Raw genomic sequence first — 24,502 nt, forward strand, 5'->3', positions numbered from 1 at the left:
ATAAAAAACTTATAATACATTGAAAGCGTTAAGGAATTATCTCGACAAGATTAAGCCTAACTTTGAGGAAGGCGGAAAGCTGGCGATGTTCCGTTCTGTTTTTGACGGTTTCGAAACATTCTTATTTGTTCCGAACGAGACCTCTAAAACGGGCGTACATATTCATGACTGTATTGATTCAAAGCGTGCCATGACCGTGGTTATCATCGCTTTGTTGCCTGCTTTGCTTTTTGGTATGTATAATGTCGGTTATCAGCACAATTTAGCTGTGGGGGCTGATCCGGGATTTTTGATGACTTTTATTTTTGGATTTTTGGCGGTATTGCCTAAGATCATTGTTTCGTATGTGGTAGGTTTGGGTATAGAGTTCGCTGTCGCCCAAGTGAAGAAGGAAGAGATTCAAGAAGGATTCTTGGTTTCCGGTATCTTGATTCCGATGATCGTTCCGGTCGATACTCCGTTATGGATGATCGCCGTAGCTACTGCTTTCGCTGTTATTTTCGCGAAAGAGGTATTTGGTGGTACGGGATATAATATATTTAATGTAGCATTGGTTACACGTGCGTTCTTATTCTTCGCTTACCCGGCAGCAATGTCTGGTGATCAAGTGTTCGTTCGTACGGCTGATACGTTTGGTATTGGGGCTGGCCAAGTGGTTGACGGCTTTTCCGGAGCTACTCCGCTGGGACAAGTCGCTATCGCTGGTAAGGAGATGATCGGTTCTTTCCAAGCTGTTGACGTATTAGGCAACCCGATCTCTACTTGGGATGCGTTTATTGGTTTGATCCCGGGCTCTATCGGTGAGACTTCCGTATTGGCTATTTTGATCGGTGCGGTTATCTTGTTGGTTACGGGTATCGCAAGTTGGAAGACAATGGTTTCCGTGTTCGTGGGTGGTGCTTTCATGTCATTGATCTTTAATATGGTCGGTACAACGGTCGCTATGTGCGTATCTCCGCTGGATCACTTGTTCTTAGGTGGTTTCGCTTTTGGTGCCGTGTTCATGGCTACAGACCCTGTGACTTCCGCTCGTACGGAGACAGGTAAATATATCTATGGTTTCCTTGTAGGTGCTATGGCCATTATTATTCGTGCGTTGAACCCGGGTTATCCAGAGGGTATGATGCTCGCTATCCTGTTGATGAACGTGTTCGCTCCGCTGATCGACTATTATGTTGTGGAAGCTAATATCTCTCGCAGATTGAAACGTGTAATAAAATAAAGTAAGAAGGAATATGGCTAAATATAAATGTAAGGTATGTGGCTATGTCCACGAGGGAAATAAGGCTCCTGACACTTGCCCGGTATGTTCCGCTCCTGCTTCCGAATTTGAGGAAATCAAGGAGGAGGGCGCCGCTAAGAAAGGCATAAACCGGGATAGCAATGTTTATACGGTTGTTTATGCGGCTGTGATGGTTGTGCTAGTGGCTGTCGTATTGGCGTTTACTTCACAATCATTGAGAAGTTTTCAGAAACAGAACGAGGATAACGATAAGAGACAACAAATTCTGCGTTCTATCAACGTAAATGTTTCTTCTTCTGAGGCTGAGACCAAGTACAACGAGTTGATCAAGGAAGCTTTCTTGGTAAACGAGAATGGTGAGAAGGTTGAAGGCGACGCTTTCGCTACGGATGTAGTTAAGGCTGCCACTGAGCATCAATATCCGGTTTTCGTCGCGAATGTAGATGGTCAACCGAAATATATCATGGCTTTGCATGGAGCAGGTCTTTGGGGTCCGTTATGGGGTTATATCTCTGTAGATAGTGATAAGAATACTATTTATGGTGCTGACTTCAGCCACCAAGGTGAAACTCCGGGTCTGGGAGCTGAGATCTCTAAACCGGCGTTCAGCAATGAGTTCAAAGGTAAGAAGATCTTCATGAGTGGAGAATTCAAGTCTGTCGCTGTTGTTAAGCCGGGTAAGAGCGTAGCGGGACAGGATTATGTAGACGGTATCTCAGGTGGTACAATTACCAGTAAAGGTGTGGATGAAATGTTATTCAACAGCTTGAGCGGTTATGTTAAATTTTTGACCTCACAAAATTAAGTAGAAGATGGGATTATTATCTGAAAAGAATAAAGAAGTTCTGTTAGGCCCGTTGAGCGCTAACAACCCGGTTGTCGTTCAGATGTTGGGTATTTGCTCTGCGTTGGCTGTAACATCAAAACTTGAGCCGGCCATCGTGATGGGTATCTCGGTGACGGCTGTCGTGGCTTTCGCTAACGTGATCATTTCATTGATGCGTAATACGATTCCGAACCGTATCCGTATTATCGTGCAATTGGTGGTAGTTGCCGCTTTGGTGACAATCGTTAGTGAGGTGTTGAAAGCTTTTGCTTATGACGTAAACAAACAGCTTTCCGTATTTGTCGGTTTGATCATTACGAACTGTATCTTGATGGGACGTCTGGAAGCGTTCGCCTTGGGTAACGGCCCATGGGAATCGTTCTTGGATGGCATTGGTAACGGTCTGGGATATGCGATTATTCTTATTATCGTAGGTTTCTTCCGTGAATTGCTAGGATCTGGTACCTTATTGGGTTTCCAAGTGATTCCGCAGGCATTCTATGATCTGGGTTACGTGAACAATGGTTTGATGATCTTGCCTCCGATGGCGTTGATCGTGATCGCTGTTATTATTTGGGTTCATCGTGCTAAGAACAAGGAACTTCAAGAAAATTAATGTTAACGATTAAACGAATAATAGAATGGAACAATTATTAAGCACATTCGTCCGCTCGATCTTCGTTGACAACATGATCTTCGCATACTATTTGGGTATGTGCTCTTTCGTGGCTGTCTCAAAGAACGTGAAGACCGCTTTAGGATTAGGTATAGCAGTGACATTCGTACTTTTCTGTACGTTGCCGATTAACTATATGCTTGAGAATTATGTATTGAAAGAAGGTGCGTTAAGTTGGTTAGGCCCGGAATATGCGGAGGTGAACCTTAGCTTCTTGGCGTTTATTATCTTTATCGCCGTTATCGCTTCTTTCGTGCAGTTGGTCGAGATGGTAGTCGAGAAATTCTCTCCGTCTTTGTATGCTTCCCTTGGTATCTTTTTGCCGCTGATCGCTGTAAACTGCGCTATCTTGGGTGGTTCTCTGTTTATGCAACAAAAAGCGTTCCCTAATGTAGGTGTCGCCACTGTTTATGGTTTAGGATCTGGTATCGGTTGGTTGCTGGCTATCGTAGGTATGGCGGCTATCCGTGAGAAATTGTCATATTCAAATGTCCCCAATGCTTTGAAAGGTTTGGGTATTACTTTCATCATCACGGGTTTGATGGGTATGGCATTCATGTGTTTCTCTGGTCTGAAGATTTAAGTATTAACGCATTAAACAAAATATAAAGATGACTTTATTAATGTCGGGCGGACTTACGATTGGTGTCAGCGCAATAGTATTCTTATTGATCACGCTGATCTTGGTCGGTTTGCTTTTGTTCGCCAAAGCAAAATTGGTGCCTTCAGGGAATGTAAGCTTGAAGGTTAACGGAGAGAAAGATATAGAGACCCCGATTGGTGGAACTTTGCTAGGTGCGCTACAGAGCGGTGGCATCTTCTTGTCTTCCGCTTGTGGTGGTGGTGGTAAATGCGGTCAGTGCCGTGCTCAAGTTATTGATGGCGGTGGCGAGATCCTACCTACTGAGAAAGGTTTCTTCTCTCGTAAACAAGTGAAAGATCATTGGCGTTTGGCTTGTCAATGCAAGGTGAAAGAGGATATGGTCGTTCAGGTACCAGACGAGGTATTTGGCGTTAAGGAATGGGAATGCGAGGTTATCAGTAACAAGAACGTCGCTACATTTATCAAGGAGTTTATCGTTGCGTTGCCTAAAGGTGAGCACATGGACTTTATTCCGGGTTCTTACGCTCAGATCAAGATCCCTACATACTCAATGGATTATAACAAGGATATCGATAAGAGCTTGATCGGCCCCGAGTATCTGCCGGCTTGGGAGAAATTCGGTTTATTCGGTTTGAAGTGTAAGAACGACTCACCGTCTATCCGTGCCTATTCTATGGCTAACTATCCTGCTGAGGGTGACCGTATCATGTTGACCGTGCGTATCGCTACGCCGCCGTTCAAACCGAAACCACAAGTTGGTTTCATGGATGTGATGCCGGGTATCGCTTCTTCTTATATCTTTACGTTGAAACCGGGTGATAAGGTGACTATGAGTGGTCCTTATGGTGATTTCCACCCAATTTTCGATTCTAAGAGAGAGATGATGTGGATTGGTGGTGGTGCTGGTATGGCTCCGTTGCGTGCCCAAATCATGCACATGACGAAGACGTTGAAGACTACGGATCGTAAGATGTCTTACTTCTATGGCGCGCGTGCCTTGAACGAAGTGTTCTATTTGGAAGATTTCTTGGAAATAGAGAAAGAATTCCCAAACTTTACGTTCCACTTGGCGCTTGACCGTCCTGATCCTGCCGCTGATGCTGCGGGTGTTAAATATACGGCTGGATTCGTTCATCAAGTAATCCATGATACTTACTTGAAGGATCACGAGGCTCCGGAAGATATCGAATACTACATGTGTGGTCCGGGCCCGATGTCAAAGGCCGTGGAAAATATGCTGGATAACTTGGGTGTACCTCGTGAGATGTTGCACTTCGATGATTTCGGTGGATAAAATAGGATTTCTATATCTACAGATAGAAGGCGGGGGTTAAGATCCTCGCCTTTTTTATTTTGGCCCTGAAACTCCTCTTTACGAAGATATACTTCAAATGCTATAGGATATATACTGCATGTGTCATAGGATATATACTTCATTAACGAAATAAGTCGTACTTCTATGTCGGCACATTAAAAATGTAATTATTTTGAAATAATATGCAGCGTTTATCGTTTTATAAGCATCTAAGCTTATATAGTCATAAAAACAAGTTAGACATGAAGCCATTGATTTTATCTTTTTTTGCGGTTTTATTAGGATACTCATTCTTTTTCGATAAAGATGATGAAATAAAATTGCGTAATGTTGACCAGATATCGTTGGAATCTAATTCTACGATGCCTGAGAGGAGTGATTCTGTCACTTTGTATGCGAAAAGGCTCCCTAATACTCCGGAATATATTTTACGAATCGCAAAACCGGAGGATTATCTCTTTACGAAATAAAATTTTCGTGTTAAAATATTTGTTTATTTGACGAATATTGCTATGTTTGTGCCCATGTAACTTTTAATGCGTGGGATATGGATTTGAAATCTACTCAATATATAGAAAAAACAGGAAGTGTCGCAAAGGCATTCCTGTTTCTTTTTCTTCTCTTTCTATCAAGCATATATAATCTGTTTAAGTTTGCCAGCCTTGAAAATGAGGAGGTAGAAGTATCAGATATGGTGCTACCTTCTAAGACTTCCGGTGATGTCGAGTATATAGAACAAGATGACTTATCTGCAAGCTGTAAATTCCTGATCGATAGAACTACTCACTGGTTGGGCTGAGTAAGCCCTTATCTGATCCGTGCGAGTGCATAGAAGGATAAGGGGGACTTATTTTAGATAATTAAACGATTTTCTCCAATAGATTGTATTCCGGTATATCTTCGAGGAAAGCATACGTCTGTTTCTCATAGTCAATTTTGCAACAAAAATGACGGATGCCGTTGCTTACGGTTAAGTATTTTACGTGTAAGACCATGTTATAACGTACGATTTGATCGAATACAGCGCTTGTTATCTCGATATGTGGAGCTTTATATTCAATAATCATTAGAGGTGCTAGAAACCGATTGTATGCAACGGTATCGCATCGTTTGGATGTTCCGTTTAGTTTCACCGCTACTTCATTCGCTAAAAGTTCTTGAGGATAGTTTTTTTCCGTGACCAAATAGTTCACGAAATGTTGTCGTACCCATTCCTCTGGCGTTAATGCGACAAATTTTCGGCGTACAGGATCCCAAATAGAAGGCTTTCCTGCTTTCTCCGTAACTTTGACTGAGAATTTTGGTAGATTTAATGGGAGCATTTGCTATATTTGCTATTTATATTCTAACTAAAATGCACCTCAAAGGTAGTTATTTATGAGAACAAAACAAGAAATCGTAGAAAATTGGCTGCCTCGTTATACCGAGCGAAAGCTAGAAGACTTCACTAAGCACATATTACTCACTAACTTTACTAAATATGTCGAGATATTTGCGGATCATTTTAATGTCCCGATTTTGGGATTGAAAAGTTCGATGCCCAATGCCTCGGCAGAAGGGATTACCATTATCAATTTTGGGATGGGAAGTGCGAACGCTGCTACAATCATGGATTTATTATCAGCAGTCATGCCCAAAGCGGTGCTTTTCCTCGGTAAATGTGGAGGATTAAAAAGAGCGAATGTATTAGGGGATTATGTATTGCCAATAGCGGCGATCCGAGGTGAGGGAACGTCGAATGAGTATTTACCACCTGAGGTACCTTCATTGCCCGCTTTTTCAATGCTTCGTGCCATTTCTTCCGCCATACGTGATCATGGAAAAGATTATTGGACAGGTACGATTTACACGACAAATCGCAGGGTTTGGGAATACGATAATGCTTTCAAGGAATATCTTCGTAGTACGCATGCCACTGGTATCGATATGGAAACCGCAACCTTGCTTACTGCCGGTTTCGCTAACCAAATACCTACGGGTGCATTGTTGATGATATCGGATAAACCGATGGAAGAAGATGGTGTAAAAACAGAAGCGAGTGACCGGAAGGTAACTCAACAATTTGTAGGAGAACAGGTAATGTTGGGAGTTGAAGCTCTTCAACAGATTTTGGATGGTAAGAAAACCATCCGTCATATCCGTTTTAGTTGGTAATAGCGAAACCTCATAATTTATGGCAAAAAAAGAAATTACTTTCGAGGAGATTTGTAGGGATATAACAGCAAGGAAGTTTCAGCCTGTTTATGTGTTAATGGGCGAAGAGCCTTTCTTCATCGATCAAATAACAGATTTGTTATTAAAAAGCGTATTAGAGGAATCTGAGAGAGATTTCAATCAGATTATTCTATACGGCGCAGATACAGATGCTATTTCTATTATCAATGCGGCACGTCGTTTTCCGATGATGTCCGAATATCAATTGATCGTTGTTCGAGAGGCTCAATTAGTGAGAGATATAGAGTTGCTGAGCAGTTATGTGAAGAATCCTTTGTCATCAACTATTTTGGTCATAAATTACAAATATAAGACTTTAGATCGCCGTCGTGCGTTAGCGGCCGCAACCGATAAAAACGGTATTTTATATGAGTCAAAAAAGATCCCGGATTATAAAATGCCGAGTTTTATCACCTCTTTGATGCAACAGCGTTCTATCGGTATCGATCCAAAAGCCGCTCAAATGCTCTCAGATTTCCTTGGAAACGATTTAAACCGTCTCAATAAGGAATTAGATAAGCTGGCAATTATCTTGGCTGAAAAGGCCTCAAAACGCATCACACCGGAATTGATCGAGCAAAATATAGGGATTAGTAAAGAATACAATAACTTTGAGCTGATAAAGGCACTTGCCATGAAGGATATATTAAAGGCTAACCGGATCGCTCAGTATTTTGAGAAAAACCCTAAAAGTAATCCGATACAGATGACACTTCCTGTATTATTTAACTATTTTTCAAACTTGCTGATTTGTTATTATTCAAAGGATCGATCGGAATCAGGATTGATGACCGCACTTGGTTTACGGGGAACTTATCAAGTAAAGGACTATCTTTTGGGGATGAAAAATTATCCAGCGATGAAAGTTTTTAATTTGATCAGCGATATCCGAACGACTGACGCAAGATCTAAGGGAGTGGAAAACTCTTCAGCGACAGATGCAGATTTACTAAAAGAATTACTTTACAAAATTTTACATTAAACAGAAATCATAGACTTAGTGCAGGCAAAAGGGCCTTTTTTCCTAGAATGATGAAAAAGTCAAACTGGAAAAAGAGGCCTTTTTGTTTATTTATCAATTAATTACGCATATTTTATCTCTCTGAGATTTTAAAATTTATTCAATCACGTACTTCTTCCTCAAAAATTCCAAGAAATCCATACTTAAAGCTATAATCGGTATAGCCATAGATTGCCTTCATTATCCGTTAAAGGAAAAATAGACAAGTTGGCAGTAAAATAAATAGAGTAAAATTATATTGTATACAAATATAACCGAGGAATGGATGTTTACAATCATATATACAATAAAAGTATTTGAGTAGATTACAAATGTTGGTGGTTTTTGTAATCATTATATAGACGTTACAAATGTATCATGTTTACATTACTAATATAAATCATGGATTACTATATATTTCTTTATCCACGTAAGATTTGCTATAAATTATAAATAACCAGTTTTTTATATAGAAATATTGATTGTTTACATTAACTAAACATGTTTTTTCGTCTACAAACGTATAAAAACCCCCTAACTATACATTATATGTATTATTATATTTACATATAGATCAGATATATATGCTATTTTTCTAAAGTTTTTCTAAATACTCTATACCTCCTTCTTGAACACGGTTTACAGTTCTACCCATCACATATGTATCGGTGTGACACATATGTATCAATTTAGTTTTATAAAAATAAATTGCACAAATGGAAATATTGATTTATCTTTGTATCCAGTTTGCTTTATGGACATTTATCTTAGTAAACGGTCATAATGGCAGTATTCTAGTAAGAATTTAAGATATATATGAATATGAGAGATCGTATTTTAAAAATAATGGAACGTGAAGGACTTACCCCTTCTAAATTTGCCGAATCGATCGGTATACAGCGTTCGGCAATGTCACATATTATATCTGGGAGAAATAATCCGAGTTTGGATGTTCTGCTAAAAATACTGGAACGGTTCACTTATGTTGATTCTGACTGGCTATTGTTTGGCAAAGGCGAAATGATCCGAGAACATGTGTTAACTGAACCTAATTTGTTTACAAATATGCTTGAAAATCGTCCCAATGTACAAGTTGTTGCCGAAAATCGCAAGGAAATTGGGGTTGAGACACCTGTAAACATCCAGAAACAACCTGTTGTAGAGCAAGTTATATGCCAAGAAAAGCCTTCTAAAAATGTTAGTAAAATAATGATATTTTACTCCGACAATACGTTTGATACTTTCGTCCCTGAAAAAAACAAGAAAGACTAAGGTAAACTGTTCGGTATATACGTTATATTCATGTATCTTTGCGGATAAATTGAGTAATCGTGTATATGAAGAAGTACATCTTAGACATGAAGGTGACTGAAAACTGTCACCTTCATAAAAATTATTGCCTGCTAAAGTTAACCTCGGATGGGAATCTTCCAGAGATGCTTCCCGGACAATTTGTAGAGGTTCATGTAGAAAACTCTCCTACAACATTCTTACGTCGTCCGATTTCTGTCAACTATGTAGATAAGTCTAAAAATGAGTTGTGGTTATTGATTCAACTTGTTGGTGATGGCACGAGAAAAATGGCAGAATTCCGTCCCGGTGATATTGTAAACATAATGCTACCACTGGGTAATAGTTTTACAATTCCTTCCAAGGAACAGGAGAACAAAAGACTTTTGCTGATTGGTGGTGGTGTTGGAACCGCTCCGATGTTATATCTAGGAGCTTGTTTAAAAGAAGCCGGTTTTGAGCCTACTTTTCTACTTGGAGCTCGTTCTAAGGATGATGTATTGCAATTAGATGAATTCCAGAGATTTGGTAAGGTTTATATCACAACCGAAGATGGTTCGCTAGGCGAGAAAGGGTATGTGACTAACCATACGATCCTTAAAGAGGTCCGATTTGACCAGATTTATACTTGTGGTCCTAAACCAATGATGGTGGCGGTAGCGAAATACGCAGGTGCGGAAGCTATTTCTTGCGAGGTTTCTCTTGAGAACACGATGGCTTGTGGCATAGGTGCTTGTTTGTGCTGCGTAGAGAAAAACAAGGAAGGTCATAATGTGTGTGTATGTACAGAAGGTCCCGTATTTAATATTGAGAAATTGTCATGGCTGAATTAAATGTAAACATTGGGAATTTACCGTTGAAAAATCCGGTAATGACAGCATCCGGCACGTTCGGATATGGTATAGAATATGCTGATTTCATGGATATTTCACGTTTGGGGGGTATTTTCGTGAAAGGTACCACTATCCAACCTCGTGAAGGTAATGATTATCCAAGAATGGCGGAGAGTCCTTCCGGAATGTTGAATGCCGTGGGGCTTCAGAATAAAGGCGCCGATTATTTCGCTGAGCATATTTATCCGGAGATCAAGGACATCAATACGAATATGATCGTAAACGTGAGTGGGTCTTCGGTTGAAACGTATGTCGAGTGTGCGGAAAAGATCGCAGAGTTAGATAGGATTCCCGCTATCGAACTGAACATTTCTTGTCCGAACGTAAAGCAAGGTGGTATGGCTTTCGGCGTTACTACGTGTGGTGCAGGAGAGGTTGTTAAGGCTGTTCGTAGGGTTTATCCAAAGACACTTATTGTAAAACTTTCTCCTAATGTAACTGATATTACGGAGATCGCTAAAGCTGTTGAAGCGGAGGGTGCGGATTCTGTTTCGTTAATTAATACGATGCTTGGAATGGCCATCGACGCAGAGAAACGTAAACCTATATTATCTACAATAACTGGAGGTCTTTCCGGGCCTTGCGTAAAACCTGTAGCTCTACGTATGGTATGGCAAACGTATCATGCGGTAAAGATTCCAATTATAGGTTTGGGAGGTATTTCAAATTGGAAAGATGCCGTGGAGTTCATGTTAGCTGGGGCTAGTGCTATCCAGATCGGAACTTATAACTTTGTAGATCCAACTGTTTCTATCAAGGTTATTGATGGATTGAATGACTATTGTGACCGACATGGTTTTAAATCAGTAAAAGAGTTGATCGGAGCATTGGATATTCAGAGATAATCTAAGTTCATTTATAGACTTTATTTCCATTTTTTCAATAATAAAAAAGGATGTGTTCGCTTACGCAAAAAGAACACATCCTTTCTTTTTATTATGAAAAATTATTCGATCTCTAATACGGCCGGACAATGATCAGAATGTACGGCATCGTTTAATATATAAGCGGCTTTAACTTTCGGCTTCATATTGTCGCTAACCATACAATAATCAATACGCCATCCTTTATTTTTAGATCTGGAATTGAAGCGATAACTCCACCATGTATATTCTTGCTTATCCGGGTTCAAGAAGCGAAATGTATCCGTAAAACCTGCGGATAAGAAGCGAGTCATCCATTCCCGTTCTTCCGGAAGGAAACCACTGTTCTTTGCGTTCCTGATCGGATCATGAATATCTATCGGCTCGTGGCAAATGTTGTAATCGCCACAGAGAATTAAGTTCGGACGGGATTTCTGTAACTCAACGACATATTTCTGGAAATCTTCCAGCCATATCATCTTAAAATCCTGCCGTTCATCCCCACTAGTCCCGGAAGGATGATAGACACTTACGATCGATACATCCCCGAAATCAGCACGGAGGAAACGTCCCTCATTATCATACTTCTCGATTCCCATTCCATACTCGATATGATCCGGTTCCTGTTTCGTAAGAATGGCCACGCCACTATATCCCTTCTTTTGGGCACTAAACAAATAAGACTTATATCCTAAAGTCTCGAATGTTTCTGACGGGAACTGGTCTGGTTGCAACTTTGTCTCTTGGATACATAACACGTCCGGCTGTTCTTGAGCCAACCATTCGGGCAAGCCTTTACCTACGGCAGCCCTTAATCCATTTGTATTGTACGTTATTATTTTCAATTTTTCTAAGTTTAGAGGTGAATGACTTTTATTCTGTCTCAAAGATACAACTTTTGACGATTTTACATTGTTTTCATTCCATAATCGGTACATAGAAATTTTCTATATTTGTATAACTTAGAATGAATGACAGACTATGCTGGAACATTTGAACGATATTTTAGAGAATACTCAGATAACGGCCTCGACCGCCGCCGTACGATTAGCTATCAGCTTCGTGCTTGGCGCTATTATCGGTGTAGAAAGACAATTTCGCCGTAGGGACGCTGGTATGCGGACCTTTACCTTGATCTGTATGGGATCTGCCGCCGCCATGTTGATATCTATCTGGATACCACAAACCTATCCGAATTTCTTGAATGGAGATCCGGGGCGTATCGCCGCCCAAGTCCTTACAGGTATTGGTTTCTTGGGAGCAGGAGCTATTATTCAAAGTCATGGAAGCGTGCATGGACTCACTACGGCGGCTTGTATTTGGGTAATGGCTGTAGTCGGTTTGGCCGCTGGTGCCGGCATGTTCTTGGCCGCTTCTATCACTACGGCATTTACCTTGTTCGTATTGGTTTCTTTAGAAAGGCTGGAGCGACGTATGTATTTGGATGGTGTTAATAAAATACTTACGATAAATTGCTCAACCTCGACTCCCGATCTTAAAGGTATCCGGAAAATCTTGGAAAATAGGAGCATATTTATCGTAAGTCTTTCTTATGAGCATAATTACGACAAGAATACGTCGACAATTACCTATAAAGTCAATGTGAAATCCAAGTCCTCTTACAGTGAGTTATTCACTGAGATTCGAAAACTTGGTTATATTTCACAAATACGTCTTCTAGCTTGACAATGCCGTTTATTCAAGTTCACCCTTTAGCATATGCCCGGCGATACGAGCCGCTTCCTTAACGTATTTACCGCAAGGACGTTTGGCATAATACTGTTGCGTGCGTGCGGAAGGAGAGGGATTCGTCGATGTCTCTTCCGGAGGAAGAAGGCTACGGCAAATGATCGTCCCATGCTTCTCCTTGAATAAAGCCGCCATTTTTTGTACCATGCCATAGTTGCGGGCACGCGCCTCTTGATCTAGCGGATCAAATACCGGATACTTAAATCCGGCTAACATCGCCATTGCGTTTACGGTACCACAAACCTCACGCATGCGTCCGACACCTCCTCCAAAAGATACAGACATCTTTTTCGCCAGCTCTAAATCCAACTCGAAGACATCCGAATAAGCGAGGAATACAGATTGAGCGCAATTATATCCGGACTCGAAGTTGTGGACCGCTTGGTTCACACGCTCCTCTATATCAAAGGATTTCATAGTCAACACAAGCTCTGTCCGCCTTTACCGGGCCAATAATTCCTTTAGCGACCGCTACATGTTCCGGATGATTAGCGTACGTATTTACATCTTCCAAGGTAGGCAATTCAGTAGTTAAAATAATATCCCAAGTCTCCGCCGGATTACAATTAAAATCTACACGGATCATTTTCAATACGTCTATCTTATTGATTAAGGCTTCCAGTTTATCCTTAATTTCTTGCATTTTGGCTTGCTTCTCAGCCGGAGTTTGAAACTCCTTCAACTTAAACATTACAATATGTCTGATCATAATCGCTATACATTAATTATATATATTACATCTGTTCATCCAAATACGAATCCTTGTATCCAAGGAAATATAAGATACCATCGAGGCCAATCGTAGAGATAGATTGCTTGGCGGTCGCCTTTACCTTCGGTTTGGCATGGAAGGCGATACCTAGACCGGCGATACTAATCATCGGCAAGTCGTTCGCCCCGTCGCCAACCGCTACGGTCTGGCGAATATCCACGTTCTCCACTTGCGCGATCAGGCGTAATAATTCCGCTTTCCGCTTCCCATCTACGATATCGCCCACATGATTACCCGTTAGCTTGCCATTCTCGATCTCAAGCTCGTTGGCGTATACATAGTCGATATTATATTTTTGTTTAAGGAAATTACCGAAATAAGTGAAACCTCCGGAAAGGATAGCGATCTTGAAGCCCACCTTTTTCAAGATACGCATCAAACGGTCTACACCTTCTGTGATCGGTAGATTCTCGGCGATCTCCTGCATCACGGATACGTCCAACCCCTTTAATAAGGCACAACGCTGGCGGAAGCTCTCGCAGAAATCGATCTCTCCACGCATGGCTGCCTCTGTAATCGCTTTTACTTGATCGCCAACTCCGGCACGTATCGCCAACTCGTCGATAACCTCCGTCTCTATCAAGGTAGAGTCCATATCGAAACAAATCAGACGGCGCATACGGCGATACATGCTATCCTCTTGGAAAGAGATATCCATCTCAAGCTCCGTGGAAAGTTTCATGAACTCCGCTTTCATGCACTCCTTGTTTTTCGGGGTACCACGTACGGAAAACTCCACGCTCGCCTTGGGGGTACGGGCATTCTCGTCCAACGGGATACGTCCCGTGAGCCGCTTGATATCATCAATATTCATATCTTGCTCCGCTACGATCCGGGAAACACCCGCGATTTGCTTGGCTGTAAGCTTTCGGCTTAATATCGTGATGATATATCGGTTCTTGCCCTGCATACCTACCCATTTACTATATTCTTGCTCTGTAATGGGATTGAAACGGATATTGACGTCTAATTCGTAACTCTTGAACAGTAGTTCTTTCAATATATCGCCGGAATTTCCTTCCGTGCTTTGAAACAAGATACCCAATGATAAATGGTTATGGATATCCGCTTGACCGATATCGAGGATAACAGCGTTGTTCTTGGCTAGAATCTCCGTAAGAGCCGCCGTTACACCCGGACGATCCGCTCCATTGATATTTATCAGTATTATTTCGTCGTTTTGTGCCATATTTGTCATTCTATTAGGCAAAAGTACGTAAGAATTATCGAAAAAGAGTATAATATATTAAACATTTTTGCTTATATTTGTTTTATCGTATTAACGACAAAATGTTTAATGAGAACCTGGCAACCTTAAAAAGTCCTGACCGGCAGGCGAAATGTATGAGAATCCAATTTGAAATCAAGGAAAAGTTGCCCGACATTATTTCTGAAATACTTCATTCAGATAAGTGGCTGACTTTAGTGAGAGATGAGAATCATGGATTACGACGTGTGACGATTAAAGATCCCTACTTTGATTCAGAGGCATCCGTCGATATCTGGGAGCATGAGATTCATGTAACGACAGCTTGGTCTAACTACACCTATCGGATCTATCAAAAAGGTAATTCTGTTTGGTGCGAATACATTGGCGCTTATAGAGGATTGCTGGAGCAAAACCTTTTGCCTACAATGACTCCGAAAGAAAACATTCTGGATTCGGAGGTATTGAACAGCTCTTTGTTTGGTGACAGGAAAGAGACCTTGAGAAATTACAGCGTGGAAAACCTTAAGCTGAAGAATTTTAGGCGGGATAATTTCACCGCGGAATATCAACTGGCTTCTCCGCAAGACCATCCTAAGATCGTATATGATGAGTTTATTAAAGAAGGGGTTCCAATTCCCCCTCCTGAAGATTGAAAAGAAAAGTCTGGTAATTAATACCGGACTTTTCTTTTTGAGGATCATCGCATGATACCCGAATCCTCGTCGCTATTCCAAAGTTTCTTCTTGCCTTCCTTAAACTTGCGGCCGAAATCGAAGTTCCAAGAGAAGGTTAGCATCAACATCCGGGAGAAGTCGTTCGCATACATGTTCGTATGGCTGGGAGCGTAAGCGTTCCAGTTTTCCTCTACCCGTTTGTACTGGCTGGAGAAAGGCATCATCAGTCCGGCTCCAACGGCGAATTTACCTTGATTGTACCGGAACATAAACATGTGGATATTCTCGCCACCTTTTAATAACTCTCCGATAAACCGGTTGTAGCTGCTTTGTATCTGGAACATAGCCATGAACTTCTTGTACATAGCCATGACGGAAGCCCGGTAATACCAATTGGTATAGGTATGCGAATAACTATTTCCTTCGCTAATATAACGATTAACGCCACCTGTCACGGATAGGCTTACGATCCGCTTGATGATAGGGCCGACACGTAATGTCAAGTCACCGCTTAGTTTCTGCCATCCTTTTTGGTTATCGGTAATGCGAATGAACTTATTATTTTCTCGTATCACTTCCTCCATGATCCGGTCCGGGCTATTACTGTAATAAAAGTTTAAGTCTCCGGTGAATATTCCTTTTTTATATAGATAATTGGCTTGCATGTCATAACTCTTATAGGGTTTCAGATAAGGATTTCCCCGGCGTATCTGGAGCGTATCGATGTATTGCTCGATGGCGCTTAGCTCCGATAGGCTAGGTGAGACATTATTTACGCTACCGTTCACCCGGAAATACATATTATCCGTAAAGTTATATTGTAAGGATACCTTTGGGCGGAACGTATAATATTGATAATCTTCCTCACCTTCTTGCTTGAGCCATGAGCGGGAGACACCTATTCCGGCGGTATAATTCAACTTCTTGACACGTCCGCTGAATTCCGTATAGAGATACGTCTCCGACTGTTTCATCTTGGTTCGTCCTCCAACCGTTCCGCTGTAGGTGTTATCCGTCCACGATTGGGTGTGTTTCAATCCTCCTCCCAATCGACCGGCCTCGAATTGCCGTTCGTAGATTCCCTCGCCGATGATGGAATATTTGTCTCCGTCCACGTTCGACAAGATATCCGATAAGAGGATATCGTTTTTCCATTCTTGATACATTTGGTTTGCGTTCGTATGTATGTACGTACCTACCATATTAAGTATCAATGTCTGCTTATGTGGTAAGGAGCGTTGGTAATAAAGGTCGAGGGAAGGACGTTTGGTAGAGTTGCTATTTGGATTCCAAGCGTATGTCTTATCCTCGGGATTATTGTTGGTATACAGGTTCTTGCCGCCACCTTTATCCTCGTCTGATAAGAAATAGCGTAGCGTGGCATTGAAATAATAATGGTCGTTATCTACCAGATTATAATTAAGAGAGAGGTTATGAGCGGTCTCGGACATTCCTCTTGGCAGACCTTCCGAGGTACGTTCCATCGTCTCGCCACTCTCAAAGCGGAAGGTCTCGACTCCTTCCGTCCAGATATGATACGGATTCCGGTAACGGACGGCGTATTGCAATCCGAACTCTGATTTCTTATGATTGAACTTCGTCGATACCTGATCGTCTCCAAAAGAGGTGGTCGGTGAATTACTAAGATCCAGATTGACAGAACCGCCGCTAGTTTCCCTCCGGACAATGTAGTCGAGTACGACAGAGGCGTTACCGTAACGTAAGCCCGGATTATCATGATATTCTACCCGGATTACCTCCTGTGGCGATAAGCCCCGGATATCGGATAGCTCCACCTTGATACCGTTGATGCAGAATTGAATCGTCCCTTCATTCGGTAGCGATACGCTATTCCGGATCGGGTCTACTTCCAAACGAGGAAGCATCAAGGCGTTCAATAGATTGATGCCATTGCTGGAGGCCGCTTTTTGCTCGGAGGTAGGGAACGCGATCTTACGGTCCGCCGTATTACGGATAGCGGAAGCGTTGACCGTGACTTCATCTAAGGATATAGAGGAGGATGCCAATGAGATCGTACCGAGATCTATATTCTGGGAAAGTCCCAGCACGGAGACTACCGAGGTCTTGTAACCTATGGAGGAAACAGATACTTGATAATCTCCGGCCTTGACTTTCTCGATCCGGAAAAGTCCTTTACTATCCGTCGTCGTCCCTGTGATGAATGCGGAATCGGCTGTTTGAAGCGTGATATTCGCAAACTCAAGAGGAGACTTGTCGGATAGATCAATGACTTTCCCCCGGATCTGTAATTGTTGTGCCCGAATACCCCAAGAAAAGGATATAAGAAGGGCTGCCATAATGATTTGTTTCATTATAGTACGATTTAATGATTAAGAAATAATGTGTGTATGTGCTTGTTACTTAGTCCAAATCTCTTCTCCGTTCAGACGGATCTTCTGGATATTGTTGATACGGATATGCAACGTGAGATTTTTATCTTGCCCGGCGTCCCTCGCCCCGCTAACCAATAATAGAGAATCGTGGCGGCTGACTTCCGGCAAATACCGTTTCATTCCCTCGTAATAGAGTAACGACCGATCCTTTGCTTCCAGTATTTGCCCCCGGGGAAATTCGGAGGCGGTTCTCGTATCGACTTTTATGTTTTCCGCTTTCAACTCCGGATTATCTATCTGGATAATCTGAAACTTTTGCGTGAAACCTGTAAGGCATTTTTCCGACGTAAACTGGGCAACGCCGAAAGTGAGGGCTGGAACGATATATAATGTCGCTATCAAGGCGATAAACACGCGATTACTTTTTTTCATGATTGTCTTTATTTAATGGTAGATATATATAATGTATAGGCTTTCGTAAGCTCGTCGATACCTACATCTAGCAGGTGCATCTCCTTGAAGACGGCGGGAAGTACCTCTTCCACGAACTGGTTATGGCGCATCTCACGGATTTTTTGCTCGGCGTCGGAAGCGACGAAGTAGCCGATCCCACGCTTGTTGTAAATAATATCGTTGGCTTGCAGGCGCTCGAAGGAACGCATGACCGTATTTGGATTTACCTCCATCTCTACCGCCAGTTCCCGTACGGACGGGATACGGCTATCGGCTTTGTAATTACCACTCAATACCCGGTCGCAAATCCGCTCGGCTATCTGGATAAATATGGATTGATTCGTATTGTAGTTCATCTTAGTTCCTTTTCTTTAAGTTTTAGATAAGCGACGTATAAGACCACGAGGGTAGCGATGAGAAATGTGGGTGTAAAGGCAAAGCTTAGCCAATACATGGCGGTATAAAGCGGGGAAGACTCATAACAAAACCTATTCATACCCGGCTGGATATTCAAGATGTTTATGTATAGATAGACAATCCCTATGATAGAAGCGATTATCAATATATATCCACCACAAGCGATTCCTAAAGCATACTTCCGGAACGTGACATAAGAGAGGAACATCAAGGAACCGACAAACGCCAGCATGGTGAAATCTTGCAAGGTCATGATAATGTCCTTGAATGCTACAGGCTGTATATGAATGAGCATTGAGGCTATTCCCGTCCCAGTCCAGAACGTGACTTGGTATGTTAAGAATACCACGATGCCTTCGATCAAGATAGCGGCAAATTTCTCTTGGTTGCTCGCGGGAAGCGTTAAGAACAATCCTCTAGGGCGGTGTATCATTAAGTTTACGTAGCTACAGAAAGCGATAAAAGTTCCTAATGATCCCAATACATATAATGTAAAGGTACGGAATCTCGTAGCCCATAAAATGGAGGATAACAGGAAAAAGAAGAGGACTCCGAGGATGACCAACACCCCATAAGCTAATTTCTTCTTATTCTCTATCCAATCTTTGCGAAGTAAAAGATTGATGCGTTGTATACTGAAATCTGTTTTCATAACTATGTGCATTTTAGGAGTTCATGATTCTTTGGATCTCTTTGGGATAAGTTATCGCCGCGTTAAAGAGCAACTCTAAGGATACGGCCGTCTCTTCCTTGCCATCCCTTGCGGTGACGCCTATTGTCCCTTGCGGGGTAGGCTCGGAATAAAGAGCTTTCTCTTCCGGCAGGAGTGGTCCGAAATAAAGTTTCTCGCCGATCTCGTTCAATGTCTTATTCAATAGGATTTGCCTTTGGTCTAAGATCAATACCGTGTCGATCAAGCTTTCCAGATCCCTTACCTGATGCGTGGAGATAATAACCGTCTGATTGTCATCTATCAAAGAGGCTACCAGTCTGCGGAATGTCGCTTTCGAGGGAATGTCCAGCCCATTTGTAGGCTCATCCATTAGAAGCAGGGGCGTATGAGCGGCCAGCGCCAAGGTTATCGCCACCTTTTTCCGTTGCCCTTGAGACATTTTCGACAGGCGATCGGATAGATTGATCTCAAACGATTCTACGCAAGCCTTGCAGATATCGTCTCTAAATGTCGGATAAAAAGGCGCGTACATCTTTATATATTCTATGGCGGTGACCTCCGGCATGGAGATTTCCTCCGGCAATAAGAAGATCTGCTGCAAGAAACGAGCGTTTCTCTCGGAAGGAATTTCCTCCAATACGAGGCAAGAACCTTGATCCGGAAAGATCTGTCCGCTTAGAAGGTTTAGAAGCGTAGTCTTTCCTTCACCGTTCTTTCCCAATAAGCCACAGATGTGTCCCGATCCAACCTCAAGATTGATACGATCAAGTACCTCTTTTTTGCGGCTATAGCTGAATGAGAGTTCTTTTAATGTAATCATATGTTTTGCTGCTTTAGTGTATTAGTTTAATAGTACACTGCAAATGTAGTGGAAGTTTTTGAATAAACAAGAGGGAAGGGTATTTTTTTCCTTTTATTTTTCAAGATGGCAGTACAAGGTGATTAAAGGGAATCTCTTAATGCTATTAGCCTCTTTTCCAAGAAGGATTAGCGGTTTGTTCTTGAAGCATTACTAATTTTTCAATTGGTGCATGATCATCTAACAGCTGTTGGAAGATCATGCACCAGCTGTTAGATGATTATGCAACAGCCGTTGGATAATCTATACTTAAAGATGAAATCGCTAAGGATTCCCTGTTATCGGTCTAAAGGTAGGGGAGCGGGAAGCTAATGATTCTTGATGATTTTGCGGTTCTCTCGGGGAAAAAAAGGTACTCTACTTCTAAATTTATGTTGCAAAACAGTTAATTTTTTATTAATGTGTGCGCTAAAACATATAAAAAAGCTTGCTAATTTGCAGAAAATCGCTATATAATTTGGTAGAAAGAAGTATTTGGCTTTATATTTGCACCCGTTAAAGACAAGTAAGTGTCTCTTTAGCGAAAGAAACATGCTTGTTTACGATCCTGAAAATCAGGAGTCGGGAGTTTATCCCCCGGGAGATTCCCCCGATTAAGTTTAACGTAAAATTGAAAATATGAAGGTAAGAGCTTATGTTCTCATCGCATCGGTAGCGTTATTAGGAATGTCTGCCGGTTCGAAAAAGGCGAAACTTACCGAGGGTGTGAACCCCGGTGATCTAGCTCCGAGAATAGAGTTTTTGGGAAACGACGCTAAAGCCAGTTTCCACAACCAATTAGGACGTTATACATTGCTCAACTTTTGGGCGGCTTACGATGCGGAATCGCGGGCTCGTAACGTGCAATTGGCGAATGAGGTTAACAAGTTTGGTCCGGACAAAATCGCGATGTGTTCGATCTCTATGGATGAGAAAGAATCTATTTTTACCGAGACGGTAAAGATTGACAAGTTGGATCTGTCAACGCAATTTCACGAAGGACTGGGTAAAGAGTCAGAGTTGTACAAGAAGTATGATTTAAGAAAAGGTTTCAAGAACTTCTTGATTAACGACGAAGGAGTGATAATCGCCGCCAACGTCACCCCGGAAAAACTGACCGAGATTCTGAAAGCAATTTAATCAGTATTATTTAGCAAAGAGGGCTGTTCCACTTCAAGATGGGACAGCCTTTTTTTTATCGATTCACGAGTTTTCGTTTCGAGAAGATGAAATATCATGTATAGTCTGAGAAGGAAATGTACGCTTTCTTTTTAAGTCCGTGTTTATTATTAACTCTTTTTGATTTATTAACCCTAATGGATAGGGTGATTGAGAAGGTCCTCTGTCTTTACTGTAAATGAACAACTAACATCCTATAAATAATGAGATCTATACTTTTCTTTATTTGTTTGATCTTTACCTTTGGGGGACAGGCGCAAGAGGAAGAAAAATCCCATATGTGGAAAGTAGAACTCTCCGGTGCCTTGAATAATAATTCAGCATGGGAGGTAGAGCCATCTGTTACTTATCTACCGATTCCTTATGTGGGAATTACTATGGGGTTGCTTTTCTGTAATACGATTGAGAAAGATAGTTATACGGGGTTTTCAAGAGATAATCAGTGGTTCTGGGATTCAGATGAGAGTAATCCGGGCTGTCATTTCTTTGCGTTACGTCCGGCCATCCAGTTAGTAACTCCCGCTTTTAAATTCGGGAAAGACAAGGATACGGGACTCTCTTTGGTCGTTTCACCCGGATTAACCATTCCTTTGCCTGTCAATCAAGAGTTTAATATAAGCTATGTTCCAAACACTCCCGGGGTATGGATACCTCAAAAATTCGATCATATAAAGAACAAGGGAGGTAAATCGTTATTTTATCATATTAAAAGTATGTTGAGCCTCGATATAGACCAGCAGTATATATTCTCTTTGGGGTATATATTCTCGAATTTTGATTTATATAGTGGAGGGCGAAACTTCGTTGTAGAGGGGAAAAGGCTTAGTATGCCTCGGATTCGTTTTATGCATTCGTTCTTTCTAAGTATCGGATACCGCTTTTAAATCGTTTCATACATTGTCTTTCTCGTTTAGCCCAAAAAGGGAGAGCTGTTTTAAGGCTCTCCCTTTTGCATAAGCTTATATATAATAATGTATAGGATTTATCGAATGGCTTCCACTTCTTCCGTACGCAAAGGGATCTTCTTTCCTAATAGACGAGCGCCGTTCTCGGTAATCAGATAGTCTTCCTCGTTACGTATGCCACTGAAATCCTTATATGTAAACAACTTCTCGTAATTGATGAATTCGGTGAACTTGTTCTGGCCTCTCCATAAATCCATTAATTCAGGGATGAAGTATACACCCGGCTCGATGGTCAAGACAAAACCCGGTTCCAGCTTACGTCCCAAGCGCAATGACTTACGTCCGAATTCCGTACTCTTCGGCTGTCCGTCATAACCAACGTATACCTCTCCCAGATTCTCCATATCATGTACATCCAATCCCATCATATGGCCTAAGCCACAAGGCATAAACATGGCGTGAGCACCGGCTTTTACGGCCTCCATCGGATCTCCTTTCACGAAACCAAGGTCCTTTAAACCCTCCATGATCACTTTACAAGACAACTCATATACATCCACGAAAGGAATACCCGGGCGTAAAGCTGCTACGGCAGCTTCATGGGCGGCTACTTGAATATCATAGATGTCTTTTTGACGGGTCGTGAATTTTGAGTCGGCCGGGATGGTGGACGACATATCTCCGGCATATCCCATTTCAGTCTCGGCACCGGCGTCCAATAATAGCATATCACCGCTCTTAATCATATGACTATGATCATGGTTGTGCAAGGTCTGCCCATTGATCGTGGCGATGATAGGGAAGGAGAGCTGGTAATTGTTGGCGAAAGCTACTTCCGCAACGGCAGCCGCTACATCCGACTCCCGGATTCCCGGACGTACGGTACGCATGGCAGTCAGGTGCATATCGGCGGTTACGATACAGGCTTTCTCGATCTCGGCGATTTCTTCCTCGCTCTTATAATTCCGTTGGTTTACGACACCCATGATGAAAGGTACGGAAGGTTTCTCCGCGCCGGGTACGATACCCAACCATTGGAATAACTTGATCTGGTGTTCCGCACGATACGTCGGCAGATAATGGATTGGCTGGCCTTTTTGCTGGGCATTCTTCAAGTAAGTCTCGATCTCCTTGAAAGGACGGACTTCCTTGATACCTGCGGCCTCGCTCTTCTCTTTTAGGGTGGGCTGCGTACCCATCCATACAATCGCGTCTATAGTCAACTCATCGCCAAAGATGATCTCCTTATCGTTATCGATATCGATGATAGCGGATAACCCGGCGTATGGCAATCCGAAGAAATACAAGAAGGTAGAGTCTTGACGGAAGTGATACGTATTATCGGCGTAGTTCATCCCACTCTCGTCGTTTCCAAGGAATAGCAACAAACCGGAACCTATGGTTTGTTTCAGCTTAGCCCGGCGGGCCATATAAGTTTCTTTACTGAACATAAGGATTATTTTTTGTTAGTGTACCAAAGATAGTAATTAATGTAATATACTAGGCCGACATTCGAAATTATTTCTTACATTAGCCCATGTAAAATGTAACCTCTGGTACCTTATGAAGATTCAAAGAATTCAAGAGCTTACCGATGCCTCCATCGTCTGTGGCTCAGAGAAACGGGAGAACGATGTGCAGTGCGCTTTTGCCAGCGATCTGATGAGTGACGTGCTTACGCTGGATTGTGGCGATGTGCTGTTGGTGACAGGACTTTGTAATTTGCAAACGATCCGTACCGCGGAGATGGCGGAAGTTTCTTATATACTTTTCGTGCGGGGGAAGAAAGTAACCCCGGATATGCTGGAGCTGGCTCGTGAGAACAATATGGTTCTTCTGGAGACAGATCATTCTATGTATCATACGGTCGGAGAGCTTTATAGCGCGGGGCTCCTTCCTATATATTAAGAAAGGAGGTCGTGAGATATGCTATTTAAGTTTGAGTTGGAGGGCGGTAATTTCTCGAAGGCGGGTTATGCGTCTAGCCAGATAAAGAAGGTCTTGAAGCAATTGGCTATCGATCCCCGGATCATTAAGCGGGTGGTCGTGGCGCTTTATGAGGCGGAGGTGAATATCGTGGCTCACGCTTGGAGAGGAACGGTTGTCGCTGAATTGGACGCTGATAAAATATCTTTGGAACTGAAGGATGAAGGGCCCGGAATCCCGGATATATCGCTAGCTATGCGTGAAGGGTATTCGACGGCATCCGAGGCCGTGCGTGAGATGGGATTTGGTGCCGGAATGGGACTTCCAAATATGAAGAAGAACGTAGATGAATTAACGATCGAGAGCCAAGTAGACGTAGGTACCACGGTACGTATGGTCACATGGTTTAATAAAGAAGGAGCGTAGAC

28 protein-coding genes are annotated in these 24,502 nt (G+C 42.2%); 17 read left to right on the forward strand and 11 right to left on the reverse strand.

The genetic code is table 11. The features are described from left to right. The first annotated feature begins 19 nt into the window (after nt 1–19). From NBH07_RS02420 to NBH07_RS02445, 6 genes are all read left to right on the forward strand, one after another. Complete coding sequence (locus NBH07_RS02420) at nt 20–1,222, forward strand: NADH:ubiquinone reductase (Na(+)-transporting) subunit B (protein WP_005856887.1); 1,203 nt, start codon at nt 20–22, stop codon at nt 1,220–1,222. A 13-nt stretch (nt 1,223–1,235) separates the two neighbouring features. Beyond that, nucleotides 1,236–2,048, forward strand: coding sequence for an NADH:ubiquinone reductase (Na(+)-transporting) subunit C (nqrC, locus tag NBH07_RS02425; RefSeq protein ID WP_005856889.1), 813 nt, complete (start codon nt 1,236–1,238; stop codon nt 2,046–2,048). A gap of 7 nt (nt 2,049–2,055) precedes the next feature. Beyond that, on the forward strand, nt 2,056–2,685 hold the full coding sequence (locus tag NBH07_RS02430) for an NADH:ubiquinone reductase (Na(+)-transporting) subunit D (protein WP_005856891.1): 630 nt from the start codon (nt 2,056–2,058) through the stop codon (nt 2,683–2,685). A gap of 25 nt (nt 2,686–2,710) precedes the next feature. Continuing rightward, on the forward strand, nt 2,711–3,328 hold the full coding sequence (nqrE, locus tag NBH07_RS02435) for an NADH:ubiquinone reductase (Na(+)-transporting) subunit E (protein WP_005856893.1): 618 nt from the start codon (nt 2,711–2,713) through the stop codon (nt 3,326–3,328). A gap of 40 nt (nt 3,329–3,368) precedes the next feature. Beyond that, the gene (gene nqrF / locus NBH07_RS02440) at nt 3,369–4,643 is read left to right on the forward strand and encodes an NADH:ubiquinone reductase (Na(+)-transporting) subunit F (RefSeq protein ID WP_010182986.1); all 1,275 of its coding nucleotides are present in this window, start codon (nt 3,369–3,371) and stop codon (nt 4,641–4,643) included. A gap of 568 nt (nt 4,644–5,211) precedes the next feature. Continuing rightward, complete coding sequence (locus NBH07_RS02445; RefSeq protein ID WP_009017466.1) at nt 5,212–5,463, forward strand: hypothetical protein; 252 nt, start codon at nt 5,212–5,214, stop codon at nt 5,461–5,463. A 61-nt stretch (nt 5,464–5,524) separates the two neighbouring features. On the opposite strand, the gene NBH07_RS02450 is transcribed toward NBH07_RS02445, so the two are convergent. Further along, nucleotides 5,525–5,986 (reverse strand): type I restriction enzyme HsdR N-terminal domain-containing protein, encoded by a 462-nt coding sequence (locus tag NBH07_RS02450; protein ID WP_005856901.1) that lies wholly within the window; start codon nt 5,984–5,986, stop codon nt 5,525–5,527. A gap of 55 nt (nt 5,987–6,041) precedes the next feature. Here NBH07_RS02450 and NBH07_RS02455 point away from each other — a divergent pair, with 55 nt between their 5' ends. From NBH07_RS02455 to NBH07_RS02475, 5 genes are all read left to right on the forward strand, one after another. Next, nucleotides 6,042–6,818 (forward strand): AMP nucleosidase, encoded by a 777-nt coding sequence (locus tag NBH07_RS02455; RefSeq protein WP_005856904.1) that lies wholly within the window; start codon nt 6,042–6,044, stop codon nt 6,816–6,818. Between the two features lie 19 nt (nt 6,819–6,837). Continuing rightward, nucleotides 6,838–7,860, forward strand: coding sequence for a DNA polymerase III subunit delta (holA, locus tag NBH07_RS02460; RefSeq protein ID WP_005856906.1), 1,023 nt, complete (start codon nt 6,838–6,840; stop codon nt 7,858–7,860). 840 nt (nt 7,861–8,700) lie between these two features. Continuing rightward, a complete protein-coding gene (locus NBH07_RS02465) occupies nt 8,701–9,150 on the forward strand; it encodes a helix-turn-helix domain-containing protein (protein ID WP_005856911.1) in 450 nt (149 codons plus the stop codon). Between the two features lie 65 nt (nt 9,151–9,215). Next, the gene (locus NBH07_RS02470) at nt 9,216–10,001 is read left to right on the forward strand and encodes a dihydroorotate dehydrogenase electron transfer subunit (protein ID WP_005856914.1); all 786 of its coding nucleotides are present in this window, start codon (nt 9,216–9,218) and stop codon (nt 9,999–10,001) included. Further along, a complete protein-coding gene (locus NBH07_RS02475) occupies nt 9,989–10,906 on the forward strand; it encodes a dihydroorotate dehydrogenase (RefSeq protein ID WP_005856916.1) in 918 nt (305 codons plus the stop codon). The genes NBH07_RS02470 and NBH07_RS02475 overlap by 13 nt, the downstream gene beginning before the upstream one ends. 101 nt (nt 10,907–11,007) lie before the next feature. Here NBH07_RS02475 and NBH07_RS02480 read toward each other — a convergent pair whose 3' ends face one another. Beyond that, nucleotides 11,008–11,769, reverse strand: a complete 762-nt coding sequence (locus NBH07_RS02480; protein WP_036628709.1) for an exodeoxyribonuclease III — start codon at nt 11,767–11,769, stop codon at nt 11,008–11,010. Between the two features lie 136 nt (nt 11,770–11,905). Between NBH07_RS02480 and NBH07_RS02485 the strand changes: the two genes are divergently transcribed. Beyond that, complete coding sequence (locus tag NBH07_RS02485; RefSeq protein WP_005856919.1) at nt 11,906–12,610, forward strand: MgtC/SapB family protein; 705 nt, start codon at nt 11,906–11,908, stop codon at nt 12,608–12,610. Nucleotides 12,611–12,619: 9 nt separating this feature from the next. On the opposite strand, the gene NBH07_RS02490 is transcribed toward NBH07_RS02485, so the two are convergent. Genes NBH07_RS02490 through serB form a run of 3 tightly spaced genes read right to left on the reverse strand, consistent with a single transcriptional unit; the run spans nt 12,620 to nt 14,634 of the window. Beyond that, nucleotides 12,620–13,090 (reverse strand): C-GCAxxG-C-C family protein, encoded by a 471-nt coding sequence (locus NBH07_RS02490; RefSeq protein ID WP_011966318.1) that lies wholly within the window; start codon nt 13,088–13,090, stop codon nt 12,620–12,622. Then, on the reverse strand, nt 13,077–13,382 hold the full coding sequence (locus NBH07_RS02495) for a Dabb family protein (protein ID WP_005856923.1): 306 nt from the start codon (nt 13,380–13,382) through the stop codon (nt 13,077–13,079). Before NBH07_RS02495 ends, NBH07_RS02490 begins: the two co-directional genes overlap by 14 nt. A 25-nt stretch (nt 13,383–13,407) precedes the next feature. Beyond that, nucleotides 13,408–14,634, reverse strand: a complete 1,227-nt coding sequence (gene serB, locus NBH07_RS02500; RefSeq protein ID WP_005856925.1) for a phosphoserine phosphatase SerB — start codon at nt 14,632–14,634, stop codon at nt 13,408–13,410. A 101-nt stretch (nt 14,635–14,735) separates the two neighbouring features. On the opposite strand from serB, the gene NBH07_RS02505 reads away from it, so the two are divergent. Then, complete coding sequence (locus NBH07_RS02505) at nt 14,736–15,308, forward strand: hypothetical protein (protein WP_008772150.1); 573 nt, start codon at nt 14,736–14,738, stop codon at nt 15,306–15,308. A gap of 44 nt (nt 15,309–15,352) precedes the next feature. Here the strand turns inward: NBH07_RS02505 and NBH07_RS02510 are convergent, their stop codons facing one another. The 5 genes from NBH07_RS02510 to NBH07_RS02530 are packed head-to-tail and all read right to left on the reverse strand — an operon-like array spanning nt 15,353 to nt 20,046. After that, the gene (locus NBH07_RS02510; protein WP_009017463.1) at nt 15,353–17,662 is read right to left on the reverse strand and encodes an outer membrane beta-barrel protein; all 2,310 of its coding nucleotides are present in this window, start codon (nt 17,660–17,662) and stop codon (nt 15,353–15,355) included. Nucleotides 17,663–17,707: 45 nt separating this feature from the next. After that, the gene (locus NBH07_RS02515) at nt 17,708–18,115 is read right to left on the reverse strand and encodes a hypothetical protein (RefSeq protein WP_005862287.1); all 408 of its coding nucleotides are present in this window, start codon (nt 18,113–18,115) and stop codon (nt 17,708–17,710) included. An 8-nt stretch (nt 18,116–18,123) separates the two neighbouring features. Further along, entirely contained in the window at nt 18,124–18,492 is a 369-nt protein-coding gene (locus NBH07_RS02520; RefSeq protein WP_005856933.1) for a GntR family transcriptional regulator, read from the reverse strand. Further along, nucleotides 18,489–19,205, reverse strand: a complete 717-nt coding sequence (locus NBH07_RS02525) for a hypothetical protein (RefSeq protein ID WP_009017462.1) — start codon at nt 19,203–19,205, stop codon at nt 18,489–18,491. The genes NBH07_RS02520 and NBH07_RS02525 overlap by 4 nt, the downstream gene beginning before the upstream one ends. A gap of 13 nt (nt 19,206–19,218) precedes the next feature. Continuing rightward, on the reverse strand, nt 19,219–20,046 hold the full coding sequence (locus NBH07_RS02530; RefSeq protein WP_009017461.1) for an ABC transporter ATP-binding protein: 828 nt from the start codon (nt 20,044–20,046) through the stop codon (nt 19,219–19,221). A gap of 657 nt (nt 20,047–20,703) precedes the next feature. On the opposite strand from NBH07_RS02530, the gene NBH07_RS02535 reads away from it, so the two are divergent. Together NBH07_RS02535 and NBH07_RS02540 are read left to right on the forward strand one after the other, a co-directional pair. Continuing rightward, complete coding sequence (locus NBH07_RS02535; protein ID WP_005856939.1) at nt 20,704–21,204, forward strand: thioredoxin family protein; 501 nt, start codon at nt 20,704–20,706, stop codon at nt 21,202–21,204. A gap of 242 nt (nt 21,205–21,446) precedes the next feature. Further along, nucleotides 21,447–22,127, forward strand: a complete 681-nt coding sequence (locus NBH07_RS02540; RefSeq protein ID WP_009017460.1) for a hypothetical protein — start codon at nt 21,447–21,449, stop codon at nt 22,125–22,127. A 98-nt stretch (nt 22,128–22,225) separates the two neighbouring features. Here the strand turns inward: NBH07_RS02540 and NBH07_RS02545 are convergent, their stop codons facing one another. Next, nucleotides 22,226–23,599 (reverse strand): aminopeptidase P family protein, encoded by a 1,374-nt coding sequence (locus NBH07_RS02545; RefSeq protein ID WP_005856943.1) that lies wholly within the window; start codon nt 23,597–23,599, stop codon nt 22,226–22,228. A 112-nt stretch (nt 23,600–23,711) separates the two neighbouring features. Between NBH07_RS02545 and NBH07_RS02550 the strand changes: the two genes are divergently transcribed. Together NBH07_RS02550 and NBH07_RS02555 are read left to right on the forward strand one after the other, a co-directional pair. Next, on the forward strand, nt 23,712–24,056 hold the full coding sequence (locus tag NBH07_RS02550; protein ID WP_005856945.1) for a hypothetical protein: 345 nt from the start codon (nt 23,712–23,714) through the stop codon (nt 24,054–24,056). Between the two features lie 18 nt (nt 24,057–24,074). Beyond that, on the forward strand, nt 24,075–24,500 hold the full coding sequence (locus NBH07_RS02555; RefSeq protein WP_005856948.1) for an ATP-binding protein: 426 nt from the start codon (nt 24,075–24,077) through the stop codon (nt 24,498–24,500). Nucleotides 24,501–24,502: the final 2 nt, after the last annotated feature.

Origin of the sequence: Parabacteroides sp. B2-S-102 (assembly GCF_023656665.1) — a bacterium.
In the GTDB taxonomy this organism is placed as follows: Bacteria; Bacteroidota; Bacteroidia; order Bacteroidales; family Tannerellaceae; genus Parabacteroides; species Parabacteroides distasonis.

What these genes read in the sequence shown, in the direction of transcription:
- nqrC (WP_005856889.1), top strand. Translation starts at nt 1,236, where the DNA reads ATGGCTAAATATAAATGTAAGGTATGTGGCTATGTCCACGAGGGAAAT.
- NBH07_RS02430 (WP_005856891.1), top strand. Translation starts at nt 2,056, where the DNA reads ATGGGATTATTATCTGAAAAGAATAAAGAAGTTCTGTTAGGCCCGTTG.
- nqrE (WP_005856893.1), top strand. Translation starts at nt 2,711, where the DNA reads ATGGAACAATTATTAAGCACATTCGTCCGCTCGATCTTCGTTGACAAC.
- nqrF (WP_010182986.1), top strand. Translation starts at nt 3,369, where the DNA reads ATGTCGGGCGGACTTACGATTGGTGTCAGCGCAATAGTATTCTTATTG.
- NBH07_RS02445 (WP_009017466.1), top strand. Translation starts at nt 5,212, where the DNA reads ATGGATTTGAAATCTACTCAATATATAGAAAAAACAGGAAGTGTCGCA.
- NBH07_RS02450 (WP_005856901.1), bottom strand. Translation starts at nt 5,986, where the DNA reads ATGCTCCCATTAAATCTACCAAAATTCTCAGTCAAAGTTACGGAGAAA.
- NBH07_RS02455 (WP_005856904.1), top strand. Translation starts at nt 6,042, where the DNA reads ATGAGAACAAAACAAGAAATCGTAGAAAATTGGCTGCCTCGTTATACC.
- holA (WP_005856906.1), top strand. Translation starts at nt 6,838, where the DNA reads ATGGCAAAAAAAGAAATTACTTTCGAGGAGATTTGTAGGGATATAACA.
- NBH07_RS02465 (WP_005856911.1), top strand. Translation starts at nt 8,701, where the DNA reads ATGAGAGATCGTATTTTAAAAATAATGGAACGTGAAGGACTTACCCCT.
- NBH07_RS02470 (WP_005856914.1), top strand. Translation starts at nt 9,216, where the DNA reads ATGAAGAAGTACATCTTAGACATGAAGGTGACTGAAAACTGTCACCTT.
- NBH07_RS02475 (WP_005856916.1), top strand. Translation starts at nt 9,989, where the DNA reads ATGGCTGAATTAAATGTAAACATTGGGAATTTACCGTTGAAAAATCCG.
- NBH07_RS02485 (WP_005856919.1), top strand. Translation starts at nt 11,906, where the DNA reads ATGCTGGAACATTTGAACGATATTTTAGAGAATACTCAGATAACGGCC.
- NBH07_RS02490 (WP_011966318.1), bottom strand. Translation starts at nt 13,090, where the DNA reads ATGAAATCCTTTGATATAGAGGAGCGTGTGAACCAAGCGGTCCACAAC.
- NBH07_RS02495 (WP_005856923.1), bottom strand. Translation starts at nt 13,382, where the DNA reads ATGATCAGACATATTGTAATGTTTAAGTTGAAGGAGTTTCAAACTCCG.
- serB (WP_005856925.1), bottom strand. Translation starts at nt 14,634, where the DNA reads ATGGCACAAAACGACGAAATAATACTGATAAATATCAATGGAGCGGAT.
- NBH07_RS02505 (WP_008772150.1), top strand. Translation starts at nt 14,736, where the DNA reads ATGTTTAATGAGAACCTGGCAACCTTAAAAAGTCCTGACCGGCAGGCG.
- NBH07_RS02510 (WP_009017463.1), bottom strand. Translation starts at nt 17,662, where the DNA reads ATGAAACAAATCATTATGGCAGCCCTTCTTATATCCTTTTCTTGGGGT.
- NBH07_RS02515 (WP_005862287.1), bottom strand. Translation starts at nt 18,115, where the DNA reads ATGAAAAAAAGTAATCGCGTGTTTATCGCCTTGATAGCGACATTATAT.
- NBH07_RS02520 (WP_005856933.1), bottom strand. Translation starts at nt 18,492, where the DNA reads ATGAACTACAATACGAATCAATCCATATTTATCCAGATAGCCGAGCGG.
- NBH07_RS02525 (WP_009017462.1), bottom strand. Translation starts at nt 19,205, where the DNA reads ATGAAAACAGATTTCAGTATACAACGCATCAATCTTTTACTTCGCAAA.
- NBH07_RS02530 (WP_009017461.1), bottom strand. Translation starts at nt 20,046, where the DNA reads ATGATTACATTAAAAGAACTCTCATTCAGCTATAGCCGCAAAAAAGAG.
- NBH07_RS02535 (WP_005856939.1), top strand. Translation starts at nt 20,704, where the DNA reads ATGAAGGTAAGAGCTTATGTTCTCATCGCATCGGTAGCGTTATTAGGA.
- NBH07_RS02540 (WP_009017460.1), top strand. Translation starts at nt 21,447, where the DNA reads ATGAGATCTATACTTTTCTTTATTTGTTTGATCTTTACCTTTGGGGGA.
- NBH07_RS02545 (WP_005856943.1), bottom strand. Translation starts at nt 23,599, where the DNA reads ATGTTCAGTAAAGAAACTTATATGGCCCGCCGGGCTAAGCTGAAACAA.
- NBH07_RS02550 (WP_005856945.1), top strand. Translation starts at nt 23,712, where the DNA reads ATGAAGATTCAAAGAATTCAAGAGCTTACCGATGCCTCCATCGTCTGT.
- NBH07_RS02555 (WP_005856948.1), top strand. Translation starts at nt 24,075, where the DNA reads ATGCTATTTAAGTTTGAGTTGGAGGGCGGTAATTTCTCGAAGGCGGGT.